Here is an 11318-nt window from a genome sequence, read left to right as displayed (position 1 = left end):
GACTAATCCCTCGTAAACTGGTGCCCTCACTGTGAGCTTGCAGGACTTGTTGAATTTGCTCTGGACTGACGTGACGGTAGTAGTAGAGGGTGTCAAAACTCTCTGAGAAGGTTTGTTGGCACCCCAGGCAAAAGTAGCGTTGATGCCCATTCGGCATCTTGCCATGCTTGTGAGTCTTAGAATGACCGCAGAGCTTACATTCCATAGCTTGAGTAGGTGAATCGTTGATTCCTTACTCTACCAGACCCACATCAGTTTGACGCACTACCGTATTTTTGTTCTAGGTGGGTTGGCCCAGTTATGGCTATCCCCTAACCCATGCGGGCAGGGAGGCGTGGAAGCATTGCCCCCACAGAGGGGTACCCCGTCTCAATCTCAATGACTCCGGCTATCAATCGAGGATCAGTGTCCCAGGGAAGGGGGCAAACTGGATTCGATATTACCCTCTCTCCCTAAATTCTTCACAATTAATCATTAAGCTCGAATGAAGGGTCTTCTATCTCGAAACTAAATGGATGTGCATGAACTTTTAAAGAACTATGCCACGGGGAAAAGAAGCTTTTGTGGACTTGATCTGTCTCAAGCAGGTCTAACAGGTGCCAACCTGAAGCTGATTGACTTAAGGGAATCCAAGTTGATTCTGGCTGATCTGAACCATGCGAACTTAATCAGTGCCAGTTTAGGGAAGGCCAATTTAAACGGATGTGACCTGATTAAAGCCTTGCTTCGGAAAGCTAGCCTGTTTCAAGCCAGTTTAATCGGAGCAGACCTGACCGGAGCCGATCTCAGTGAAGCGAACTTGAGTGAGGCGGCACTGTCCAGTGCTAACCTGACCGGGGCCTGCCTGCGGAAAGCAAATCTGAAAAAGGTGATTCTGACCGATGCCAATCTGGCAGGGGCGGAGTTAATGGATGCGAACCTGACGGGTGCGAACCTGCGAGGAGCCAATTTGAAAGGCGCAGATTTACTGGGTGCAGACTTAACCCAGGCAGATTTCGCTGGTGCGATCCTGCCGGATGGGACCGTTTTCCCAGAGCTGGATCTGGATGACTAATAGCCCTGCATACCCATCCCGATCGCATCAAAACCCACATCAAAGCGGGTGTCCTGATCGAAAAAGGCTCCATCCAGCAAAACTCCCTGCAGTTTAGCCCCCCGCAGATTCGCCTGACGCAGGTTTACCACACGCATATCAGCCAACCGCAGGTCTGCTTGTTGCAAATTGGCCTCTTGCAGGAACGCCCCATTCAAGAAAGCTCGATAAAGATTGGCTCCCATGAGATCTGCTTTTTCCAGATTGGCCGATCGCAGATTGGCTCCCATTAAATAGGCTCCTGCGAGGTTGGCCTCCGTCAAACGAGCTTGATAGAGGGTGACTCCATTCACCAGGTTTGCCCCGCGCAAATCGGCCCGACTCAGGTTGGCCAGAGTTAGATCAACCCTGATCAGATTCGCCTCTCGTAGATCGGCACCGGTCAGGTCTGCCTGATACAGATTCAGGTCTACCAGATTGGCCCCCTTCAAATCGCAGCTTTGACAAATATTAGTTGCTCGGAGTTTTTGCAGATCATCCGGATTGAACCCGATCGCGGGTTTGCTCTGAAATAGCAGGATGCCCAGAAGCAACCCCACCAAAGCTGGTTGGATCAGGACTCCTGGCTGTAAGAGCTGAGATTTAGTTTGCATCTGAATCGTTCCCACAAAGTATCTCAATACGTGCAACTTCCCTTCCTCCCCTACAATAATCTTTGAGAAAGAGCTGTGCCACTCACACAGATTTGCTTCATAGCTGTAAGGAGAGCCTATGACCCGCGCCATCATGGAAACCGACAAGGGTATCATCAACCTGGACTTGTTTGATCAGGCTGCCCCCAACACGGTCAAAAATTTCGTAACCCTGGCTCAAAAAGGGTTTTACGATGGGCTCACATTTCACCGAGTTATTCCCAACTTTATGATCCAGGGTGGATGCCCCAAAGGAACTGGAACGGGTGGCCCTGGCTACACGATCAAGTGTGAAATCAACTCCAACAAACATCTGGCTGGCACCCTCTCCATGGCTCATGCGGGTCGAGATACTGGGGGCAGCCAGTTTTTCATCTGCCATGCACCCCAGCCCCATTTGGATGGAGTGCACACCACTTTTGGCAAAACAGAAGACATGGCTGTGGTCAATGCGATTCGGCAGGGGGACAAAATTCTTTCGATCAAGATTGAAGCATAGTCTGAATCCATCGCGAATTTCACCGGAATAGGTAGGGGTGGAGTACATCCCACTTTTGTAGCCCACCCTGCGGGAAGCAAGCTACACCCTAAATCCCTCTCCCCCAAAGGGCTACTGTGTACCCATAATCCCTTCTTGGGAGAAGGGGCTGGGGGATGTAGACGCGCAGCGGCTTCCCCTTGGGTGGGCAACCTTGCAAAACTGGGATGCTCTCTAGGGGTGTGGGGGCATGTCCCCTGCACTTCCACAGTTTATTAATTTGAAAACTGCTGTATGGCTCAAGAATTTGCGATCGGTGACCGAGTGCGACTGATTTCTCAACCGTCTTATTTCAAGACTGCCGATCCCATGCCCATGCTACGGCCCCCCAATGTGGTGCATGTGGGTGAAGAAGGGGTGGTGTTGAACCGCCATCCCGGTGGATACTGGAGTGTTCGCTTCGATCGGGGTGCGTTCCTGGTGGATAGCCAGTATCTCCAATCCACGACTTCCAGTGAGGCTCCATCATCGTCCCCTGATCACGACACTCAACTCTCATAAGTTGAATCTTCCGAGAAGAGTCCCAGGAGGGGTCCCAGGATAGCTCCAAAGACAAAGCCTCCAGCATGGGCCCAGTATGCAATCCCACCGCCTTCCATGCCGATGTTGGCAGGCACTTGCAGACTGGCAATCCCGTAGAGGGCTTGCTGCAGGAACCAGAAGCCCAGAAAGAAGAAAGCGGGCACACGCACCGTAGTCCAGATCAAGCCCAGGGGGAGGAGGGTCAGGACCTCTGCTCTGGGAAAGCGGAGGACGTAAGCTCCCATGACCCCCGCGATCGCCCCACTGGCTCCCAGAGACGCGATGCTGGAGTTCATGGAGAAAAACCATTGGCTCAGGGCTGCCAGTGCCCCACAGGCCAGATAGAAAATCAAGTATTTGATATGGCCCAGTCGGTCTTCCACATTGTTGCCAAAAATCCACAGGAAGAGCATGTTACCGGCAATGTGGAGAAATCCGCCATGAAGGAATTGGGAGGTGAAAAGGGTGAGCCATTCCGGGGGGCCTGCCACAACGGGATGGCCATTGAGGGTGGCACTTAACTGCCGGGGAACCACAGCCCAGGTCTGAAAGAACTCCTGAAGCGCTGGTGGAGCCAGGGTTAACTCATAGACAAAGACCAGAACATTGAGAACAATCAGCCCGTAGGTGACGTAGGGGGTAATCTGAGTTGGGTTTTCATCTCGTAGAGGAACCACGGCCCTGCTCCTGATTTTATGTCTGATAATGGCAGGATATCTTGATTTCCTGAGCCTGTCCTCTAACTTGCAGTGGGATCTGGGTGGACCAGAATTGCGCCACTCAGATCGGTCTGGCTCAGGTCTACCCACTGCAAATTTGCGGCCTGCAACCTGGCCCCCGCTACCACAGCCCACTGTAGATTCGCCTTCCTGAGGTCTGCCCAGCGGAGATCGGTTTCAATCAACTTGGCCTCCCTGAGATTGGCCCGAAACAGATCCGCACCAACCAGATGGGCGTCCAGGAGATTGGCCTTGTGGAGGTCTGCCCGGGAAAGGTCTGCCCGATCGAGTTCAGCCCGGAATAAATTGGCCTGACTCAGATTCGCCTGACTCAGGTTCGCGCCCATCAGGAGCGTATCGCTCAGATCGGTGCGGTGTAGGTTCGCCTCGCTCAAGTCTGCCCCGCGCAGGTTCGCTCCGCGCAGGTCAGCGCCGATGAGATTCGCCCCACTCAAATCTGCCTGGGTCAGATCCGCCCCGCGCAGGTCGGCTCCGATCAAGCTGGCCTGGCGCAAATCAGCCTGACTGAGATCGGCTCCCCGCAGGTCGGCGTTTGTGAGCTGGAGACTGGTCAGATCTGCTTGCCGCAAGTCAGGCCGAGACTGGGGCTGATCAGCCCGCCAGATGGCCCAATCTGCAGTGCTGGCCTGTAATCGCCTGAGATGTTCTGGGTTAGCCATCCCTGATTCCCTACTCCTTTTTGCCACCTGGGGCTTGTTCACGGCCAAAAACGGCGTCGATCGCCCCCAGGACTGCCCGGTATGCCGCCAGAATTTCCCGCTCTTCCCCGCCCAGATACATCCGCCCAAAACTGCCGAAGGTTTGAACATCTAGGATGTTGATGCGGGCGGCCTTCTCAGCTTCATTCGCAGCCAACGCTGCATAGGCGGCAGGTTCTACCTCGAAGACGTACAGGGTCTGTCCTCCCAGAATCATATTCCCCCGCCGGGACCGGTTGATCAACTGGGCCTGATGGGGATCCAGATTGCGAATAATCTGGCTGGAGATAATTCTGGGTTTCAACCGATCGCGTTCCGTCACCCCCAAAGCCTCCAGAATGGCCTGTCCCGCCGTCCGGGTCTCTCCCTGGTTACGCGCATGAATTTCCAGGAGACCGTAGAGGCGCTCTACAATCTGCAGCCCTGGTCTGACAGAGGTTGCCTTGAGGGCCACATCTGTGATTCGATTAATTTCAATGCCGGGAGAAATTTCGACCCAAAGAGAGGAATCTCCTGGTAAGGGCAAAAACCCAGGGGCGACTGTGCCCAGATAGGCCGCATACTGAGGTTGCAGGCTATCGAGATAGATGTAAGTCCGGAGGTCGATACCCAAAATTACGATTGATGACAAAGCATGATCAGTATACCGATTAATGTCATCCCCTTTCTGATTGGGAGCCTTTTTCTCTGTGGGTCAGTCATACGTGTAAACCCTTGCGTTTCTGTGGTTCTATGCATTCTGCTCTCAAAGTCTTGTTACCGTTCAGCCTGCTTTTAATGACCAGTGTCTCGGCACTACCCGCTGCCTCCAGTCGCTGCGCTGACTTCTTGCTCCTGGCAGACAGTTCCTACAGCACGGATCGGGACGGGGAACGGGGTTACGATGGCCGGGAAGGTAGAATTGGCCAGGGAGGGGACGATCGGACGATCGTGACCAATGGCAATAGTTTTAATCTGGACCTCTCCGGTCGTGATGGCCAGGACGGAGAGGATGGGGCCAGTGGTCGCAGTCCCACCTGTTATTCCACGCCCTACAACGTAGACCGGACAGTGTACGCCCCCAATGGGGGAGATGGGGGCCGGGGTGGCAGAGGCGGCGATGGTGGGGATGGTGGGTCGCTCACGGTCTACTACACCAATCCGGCTGATTTGCAGCGTATTTATGTGCGATCCCAGGGAGGACAGGCTGGCCGAGGCGGTAGGGGCGGCTATGGTGGGCAGGGATGCCAGTGCACCCGACGCAGTTGGGAGATCAAGACCTGTAAGGGTACCCCTGGTAGCTCAGACTACCAGTGCAGCACCCAACGCTATCGCTGTCATGATGGTCGGGACGGCAGTCGAGGGTATGATGGGCCAGACGGTCGTCTGGGGAGTCTGGGACGGTTGACCCTGATCCGCCAGAAGGAGCCTCTGCTTCCGGATCGGCCAACGCTCCAGGTTAGCCTGTCCGAGGTGCAAACCCGATCGGTGGGCCTCTCCCTCAACCGCTGGAAAACTCTACGGGGAGCGGCTGCTCTCCTAGCTCCTGGTTCGATCGTGGCTGACGAATATCGGGAGTTTGTGGAACGGGTGGAAGGGGCGTTCCAACTGGTCTGGAGCACCCGTCGATCGGCGGCTGACTTTGCTAACCAGCCCGTCACGCTGGTTTTGGGAGAAGATCGGCAGGTCCGAGTTTCCTTCCCGGAGGAGATCTGGGTGGAGGGCGTACCCTCTACCCAGAATGGCCTCACCCGCTATACAGTCACCAACCTGGTGCGGCAGAGTGAAGTGACTCAACTGAAGGTGGCAGATTTCTCAGGCCGTGATGACAGTCTCAGCTTTGCCCTGGTAGATCTGGCTGGCAAGTCCGATATTATCCAGACCGAATTTCAACTCACCTATCGGGCGGCTTCCCGATCGGCGGTTGGTCGGGAGCGGTTTGGCCAGCCCTCCGATTATCAGGTGGGCTACAGCGGGAAAATCCCGGCTGAGCTAGTGACGCGGGACTACAATCGGTTTTCCCTGGCCCTGGGTAAACTCCCAATTCCGCCTGACTTGCGGGAACCAGGGACAGTCGTGGATCTGGAACTGACGATCACCCGCTCTTTTGCGGGACGATCGAAAACCCAGTCCCTGGCCTGGTCAGGTGAGATTGCCCGGTAGCATTCACAGAAATGTCAGGGTGGATGAACATGCCCCGAATGCTCTCCATCATCCATCCTTGGAAAACAGGCGCATTCATTGTGAAACGGGCCTTGCACAGGGGTGGATCACAGGGAGATCGCCGGATCGAGGTGTTCAATCCGGGTTCCTAACACCTGCAGGAACTCAGCCAGCCAGCGGGGATGGGCTGGCCAGGCCGGGGCTGTGACCAGGTTCTCGTCCACGATCGCCGCATCCATGGGAATATCGACATACTCGCCACCTGCAGCAGTCACCTCAGGGCCACAGGCGGGATAGGCCGCACAGCGCTTCCCCTGCAGAACCCCGGCTGCGGCCAGTAACTGAGCACCGTGGCAGATGGCTGCGATCGGTTTGCCATCTGCGGCAAAGTGCTGGACCATACTCACCACCTGAGGATTGAGCCGGATATATTCGGGGGCTCGTCCACCAGGAATCACCAGTGCATCGTATGCTTCGACGTTAACTTCAGCAAAAGTCGCATTCAGGGTGAAGGTATGCCCTGGTTTCTCACTATAGGTTTGATCTCCTTCGAAGTCGTGGATCGCAGTCCGAACTTTCTGGCCTGCTCGCTTTTCAGGGCAAACGGCATGGACCGTGTGCCCAACCATTTGCAACGCTTGAAAGGGCACCATCACCTCGTAGTCTTCCACAAAGTCTCCAACTAATATCAGAATATTTTTGGCAGCCATGACGCTCCCTCCATCCTAATTGAGGTCTATTAAATACTTACGATTCTACGTTGCTCTGTTGTTCCATGAGCAGAATCACGCCTCGGGCCTGCTCATGACTACCCATCAATGGTGTGCAGGTGACACGGCATTGAATCACCCGACCCCGACGGTTGATTCCTGTCAGCACACCCTCTGAAGCGCTACTCGATAGCCCTGACAGACACATCCGGATGGGCTGCTGCAGTTGATCAACAGGCAGGCCAATATCCAGATTGAGGAAATTTTTCCCCAACGCCTCTTCTTTCCACAGGCCCCAGAGTTCTTCAGCTTTGTGATTCCAGACCTGAACATACAGATCTCGATCGAGCACAACGACCCCCCCCTTCAAGCTGGTGAGAATCGATTGCAGAAATGCATTCGCCTGATTCAGTTCCTCACTCCGCCGCTGCAATTCTTCATTCACGGTCTGCAATTCTTCATTGCTGGACTGCAGTTCTTCATTGGTGGTCTCCAGTTCTTGATTACTCGACTGCAGTTCTTCATTGGTGGTCTCCAGTTCTTCATTGCTGGACTGCAGTTCTTCATTGGTGGTCTCCAGTTCTTCATAGGCCATTTCCAGTTCCTGCTTGGAGTGCTCCAATTCCTCCTGCAGGCGCTTGTAGCGAGTGACATCCGTGAAATTGATGCTGACCCCTAAGATATTGTTGCCCAGATCGAGCAGAGGATAAATTTGCATATCCAGATGGGACGTTTCTCCATGGGCAGTTTGCCAGACAATATCCCGCACATGAATGGTGCGTCGCTCAGCACAAGCCTGTTCAATGCGGGAGCGTAACTCGACCGGGCGATAGGAAATTGGCAGGTCTTGCAAGGGCCGACCCACCTCTCTGAGCGTCAGATTAAAGAGATTGCGGGCCCGCTCATTGATCAGGGTCAGGAGCCCATTGGTATCCATCACAATGTGGGCAAAGGGGCCACTGTCGAAGGCAGCCTCCCGGAGACGAATATGGTTAGAGAGATGATTGGCTGCGTCCTCATTCCCACTTTGGGCCATAATGAACAGTCGATCGCGAAGATGCAGTTTAGGAACTCGGGTGAATACCCGGCATTTCAGATGCATTGGGGTGAAGATACTGGCATGGGTTAACAGCATTTCTGCTTTACCCAGAAACAAAAAGCCCCCATCCCGCAAAGCAAAGTGAAACCGGGTCAGAATCCGGCTCTGAGTCTCAGCATTGAAGTACATGAGGGTATTGCGACAAACCAGCAGATCAATTTTCGAAATCGGAGCATCCTGAATCAGATCATGGCGACCAAAGATCACCGATCGACGAAGGTCTTTCCGGAAGATATGGTAGTTCTCGATGGGCTCAAAAAATTGCTCCAGTTGAGTGGGCAACAATCCAATCAGATCTTTGTCCTGATACATGGCTTGACGGGCCTGATTCAGGGCTTCCTCATCGATATCTGTGGCATAAATTTTCACCCGTTCTCGGAACTGCTCAATCCCAATCACTTCTGAGATCGCAATTGCCAGGGTATAAGCTTCTTCACCTGATGCACAACCAGCACTCCAGATCCGAATGGGCTCGCTCCTCTCTTTGTGGGCAACAATGCGGGGGATGACCTCACTGATGATGTAATCCCAGGCTGGACGATCGCGAAAAAAACAAGTGACATTAATCAACAGGGTGTTAAACAGAGCGTTGAATTCTTCCGGGTGTACTTCCAGATAGTCCAGATAGTTGCTGTAACCTTCAATGCCAACGGTTTGCATGCGTTTATTCATGCGCCGGATCAGGCTGGATCGTTTGTAACCAGTGAAGTCAAATCCTCGACTCCGTTTCACATAGTCCAACAGGGATTCAAAAGCTGGATTATCCATGGAATGGGTCACGCGCAATACTCCGCTCACCACCTACTAAGGATCGTGGATTAAATAACCTGGATTTCTTCAGCCCTCACCCCCAACCCTCTCCCAAATTTGGGTGAGGGGACTTCGGAGTTTGGCCCTTTAATTTAATTCTCATTCCTAGCTTGGTTAGAGCAAACCACGGTACAGGTTTCCTAAGAGACATCCCCTAACCGTACCATCCCTCCCCGTCAACCTAGGCTCTTTGCTCAATAGTTTTTATGGTTTGGAAATTGGGGTTCACCCGGCGCTGTCTTCTACGCCCCGATCAGGTTGCTCCCCGATCGGATCTTGAACCAGGCTAGTCAGAACAGTGGCTATCTCTACAATCTTGCCCACATAATCCACAGGAGTGGCCTGAAGCGCATGGTGGGGCATCCCAATGAAGCGGGCTTCCGCCGGATGCTGAACGATTGCAACACCCCCACAGGACTTGATCAGGGCTAACCCCGCCGCCCCATCCTCCCGCGTTCCCGACAAAATTACCCCGATGGCCTGCTGCCCGTACACCCGTGCTACCGATCGAAACAGGGGGTCGATCGCCGGTCGATGCCCTGTTTCAGGTGGATCCTGATTCAAGTGGAGACAGCCAGGAGCAACGATCAGGTGATGATCAGGGGGGGCGATATAGATATGGCTAGGTTGAATGGCTTCCCCATCCTGGGGATGGGAAGCTGGTAAGCCACTGTTCCGACTCAAAACCTGAGGGAGTGCACTGGCCCGATCTGGTGGAAAATGCAACACCACCAATAGGGAGGCAGCCAGGTCAGAGGGTAAGCGCTGGACTAGTTGAATCAATGCTTCTACCCCGCCAGCAGACGCCCCAATTGAAATTATACTGTACCTGGACATACCCCACTTCTCGGCCTACCTGTAGCCTTACTGTGCTGCAGATATATCAGATCCTCAGAAGCGTAAAATCTACATTTCGGCGGACTTTACTACCAGTTCGCCCATGCTTTGTATTCAGATGGCAGGAATATGTTGGGGAAGTTCCACCTGAAAGGTCGTTCCTGCCCCGATCGTGCTGGCAACACGGATTTGACCGGCCATGAGCGTCACCAGAGATCGGGTAATCGAGAGGCCCAGCCCCGTACCGTTATGGCGGCGGGTGTTGGATTGATCCGCCTGCCAGAAGTCTTCAAAAATATGCGCCTGATGGATGGGGGCAATCCCAATACCCGTATCCCTGACCTGGAATAAAACCCGATCGTGGGGTAATGCCTGGATTGTGAGATCCACCTGGCCCACATCAGTAAATTTAATTGCGTTAGAGAGTAAATTCATGAGAATCTGGCGCAGTCGGGTGCGATCGTGGTAAACCCAGAGCAAGGGTGGGTCCATCTGAGTCTGAAATTTGAGTGTTTTTTGCATGGCCAGAGGACGCATATCCTCCGTGATTTCTGCAACCAGATCAGCCAGTTCAAAGCGCTCTAACTGCAACTTCAGCCCATAGGCCTGAAGTTTGGAAAAGTCCAGAATCTCTTCAATCAGCGTCGTCAGGTGTGTGCTGCTGCGGAGGATTTTCTCCACCATGGCGATGAGTTGGGCATTTCCTTGTTGTTGCAGATCATCGAGGAGTAATTCGGAAAATCCCATGATGACGTGAATGGGGGTTCGAAGTTCATGACTGATGGTAGTCACAAACTGATCTTTCAGGCGATCGGCTTCTACCAATTGGAGATTCTGGAATTGTATCTGATGCAGCTTGGCCTCGGTCTGTTTCCGAACTGTCACATCCCGGATCAGCCAGCGCAGAGCCGTCGCTTTGCTAAACTCATTGCGGACCGTTTCGACCGTGATTGCTGCCTGAAAAAGGGTGCCTTCCTGGTTGCAGAGGGGTAACTCCCATTCCTGAAGACGATGGATGGTTGGGAGTTGATTTAGCAGGGTGCGGAAATCTCGACGGCTCGACTCGGGTACAAAGATCACCAACGGCTTATCTAACAAATAGGGCAAATCAGCGCAGAATAGCCGGACGATCGCCTGATTAGCCTCTCGAATTTTGCCGTAAAGGTCAGTGACTAAATACCCATCAGGGGCGAATTCAAACAGGTCCTGATACCGGCGGCGTTCAAATTCTGCCATCTGCTGGGTCAGCAGCAGGTCTTCATTTTGCCGTTGGAGTTCTTCCTCAGCGATGCGCAGTTCCTCCAGCATACTCCAGAGTTCTTCCAGGCATTCCAGCAGCAATTGTGGCTGCTGGGCAGGTTGGTGTTGGGCATCAGCCTGCAATTGCCTGACACGCTGCTCAACCCATGCAATTTGCTGAATCAGGAATTCATTATGGTCTACAGTGCTCATAAATTGCCGCCATCAGTTGCACTGGAGTCTACGCCTCCATGTATT

12 protein-coding genes and 1 pseudogene are annotated in these 11318 nt (G+C 53.5%); 4 read left to right on the top strand and 9 right to left on the bottom strand.

What is annotated here, in order from left to right; genetic code table 11:
- Nucleotides 1–205 (bottom strand): annotated as a pseudogene (locus BST81_RS27495) (IS1 family transposase); the annotation flags it as partial.
- A 306-nt stretch (nucleotides 206–511) separates the two neighbouring features.
- Between BST81_RS27495 and BST81_RS11435 the strand changes: the two are divergent.
- The gene (locus BST81_RS11435; protein WP_075598657.1) at nucleotides 512–1054 is read left to right on the top strand and encodes a pentapeptide repeat-containing protein; all 543 of its coding nucleotides are present in this window, start codon (nucleotides 512–514) and stop codon (nucleotides 1052–1054) included.
- On the opposite strand, the gene BST81_RS11430 is transcribed toward BST81_RS11435, so the two are convergent.
- The gene (locus BST81_RS11430) at nucleotides 1051–1686 is read right to left on the bottom strand and encodes a pentapeptide repeat-containing protein (protein ID WP_171974737.1); all 636 of its coding nucleotides are present in this window, start codon (nucleotides 1684–1686) and stop codon (nucleotides 1051–1053) included. The two genes, BST81_RS11435 and BST81_RS11430, sit on opposite strands and share 4 nt — an antisense overlap.
- 118 nt (nucleotides 1687–1804) lie before the next feature.
- Here BST81_RS11430 and BST81_RS11425 point away from each other — a divergent pair, with 118 nt between their 5' ends.
- Together BST81_RS11425 and sipA are read left to right on the top strand one after the other, a co-directional pair.
- Nucleotides 1805–2224: a peptidylprolyl isomerase gene (locus BST81_RS11425; RefSeq protein WP_075598655.1), complete on the top strand. Its 420-nt coding sequence runs from the start codon at nucleotides 1805–1807 to the stop codon at nucleotides 2222–2224.
- A 273-nt stretch (nucleotides 2225–2497) separates the two neighbouring features.
- Nucleotides 2498–2764, top strand: coding sequence for a regulatory protein SipA (gene sipA / locus BST81_RS11420; RefSeq protein WP_075598654.1), 267 nt, complete (start codon nucleotides 2498–2500; stop codon nucleotides 2762–2764).
- On the opposite strand, the gene BST81_RS11415 is transcribed toward sipA, so the two are convergent.
- From BST81_RS11415 to BST81_RS11405, 3 genes are all read right to left on the bottom strand, one after another.
- Nucleotides 2752–3462 (bottom strand): rhomboid family intramembrane serine protease, encoded by a 711-nt coding sequence (locus BST81_RS11415; protein ID WP_075598653.1) that lies wholly within the window; start codon nucleotides 3460–3462, stop codon nucleotides 2752–2754. The two genes, sipA and BST81_RS11415, sit on opposite strands and share 13 nt — an antisense overlap.
- A gap of 62 nt (nucleotides 3463–3524) precedes the next feature.
- Nucleotides 3525–4184, bottom strand: a complete 660-nt coding sequence (locus BST81_RS11410) for a pentapeptide repeat-containing protein (RefSeq protein WP_075598652.1) — start codon at nucleotides 4182–4184, stop codon at nucleotides 3525–3527.
- Nucleotides 4185–4194: 10 nt separating this feature from the next.
- Entirely contained in the window at nucleotides 4195–4854 is a 660-nt protein-coding gene (locus BST81_RS11405) for a hypothetical protein (RefSeq protein ID WP_363079883.1), read from the bottom strand.
- A gap of 101 nt (nucleotides 4855–4955) precedes the next feature.
- Here BST81_RS11405 and BST81_RS11400 point away from each other — a divergent pair, with 101 nt between their 5' ends.
- Complete coding sequence (locus BST81_RS11400; protein ID WP_075598650.1) at nucleotides 4956–6365, top strand: hypothetical protein; 1410 nt, start codon at nucleotides 4956–4958, stop codon at nucleotides 6363–6365.
- A 107-nt stretch (nucleotides 6366–6472) separates the two neighbouring features.
- Here BST81_RS11400 and BST81_RS11395 read toward each other — a convergent pair whose 3' ends face one another.
- The 4 genes from BST81_RS11395 to BST81_RS11380 form a co-directional block, all read right to left on the bottom strand.
- Nucleotides 6473–7075, bottom strand: coding sequence for a DJ-1/PfpI family protein (locus BST81_RS11395; RefSeq protein ID WP_075598649.1), 603 nt, complete (start codon nucleotides 7073–7075; stop codon nucleotides 6473–6475).
- A gap of 37 nt (nucleotides 7076–7112) precedes the next feature.
- Nucleotides 7113–8942, bottom strand: a complete 1830-nt coding sequence (locus BST81_RS11390; RefSeq protein ID WP_171974738.1) for a CheR family methyltransferase — start codon at nucleotides 8940–8942, stop codon at nucleotides 7113–7115.
- A gap of 267 nt (nucleotides 8943–9209) precedes the next feature.
- Entirely contained in the window at nucleotides 9210–9821 is a 612-nt protein-coding gene (locus BST81_RS11385) for a chemotaxis protein CheB (protein ID WP_075598647.1), read from the bottom strand.
- 114 nt (nucleotides 9822–9935) lie between these two features.
- A complete protein-coding gene (locus tag BST81_RS11380; protein WP_075598646.1) occupies nucleotides 9936–11273 on the bottom strand; it encodes an ATP-binding protein in 1338 nt (445 codons plus the stop codon).
- Between the last annotated feature and the right edge of the window lie 45 nt (nucleotides 11274–11318).

Source organism: Leptolyngbya sp. 'hensonii', assembly GCF_001939115.1.
In the GTDB taxonomy this organism is placed as follows: domain Bacteria; phylum Cyanobacteriota; class Cyanobacteriia.
The sequence above is the reverse complement of the archived record's forward strand: the minus strand, read 5'-3'. Positions and strand labels throughout refer to the sequence as shown.

Excerpts from the sequence above, each read along its gene's own strand:
- BST81_RS11435 (WP_075598657.1), top strand. The coding sequence starts at position 512 with ATGGATGTGCATGAACTTTTAAAGAACTATGCCACGGGGAAAAGAAGC.
- BST81_RS11430 (WP_171974737.1), bottom strand. The coding sequence starts at position 1,686 with ATGCAAACTAAATCTCAGCTCTTACAGCCAGGAGTCCTGATCCAACCA.
- BST81_RS11425 (WP_075598655.1), top strand. The coding sequence starts at position 1,805 with ATGACCCGCGCCATCATGGAAACCGACAAGGGTATCATCAACCTGGAC.
- sipA (WP_075598654.1), top strand. The coding sequence starts at position 2,498 with ATGGCTCAAGAATTTGCGATCGGTGACCGAGTGCGACTGATTTCTCAA.
- BST81_RS11410 (WP_075598652.1), bottom strand. The coding sequence starts at position 4,184 with ATGGCTAACCCAGAACATCTCAGGCGATTACAGGCCAGCACTGCAGAT.
- BST81_RS11400 (WP_075598650.1), top strand. The coding sequence starts at position 4,956 with ATGCATTCTGCTCTCAAAGTCTTGTTACCGTTCAGCCTGCTTTTAATG.
- BST81_RS11395 (WP_075598649.1), bottom strand. The coding sequence starts at position 7,075 with ATGGCTGCCAAAAATATTCTGATATTAGTTGGAGACTTTGTGGAAGAC.
- BST81_RS11390 (WP_171974738.1), bottom strand. The coding sequence starts at position 8,942 with ATGGATAATCCAGCTTTTGAATCCCTGTTGGACTATGTGAAACGGAGT.
- BST81_RS11385 (WP_075598647.1), bottom strand. The coding sequence starts at position 9,821 with ATGTCCAGGTACAGTATAATTTCAATTGGGGCGTCTGCTGGCGGGGTA.
- BST81_RS11380 (WP_075598646.1), bottom strand. The coding sequence starts at position 11,273 with ATGAGCACTGTAGACCATAATGAATTCCTGATTCAGCAAATTGCATGG.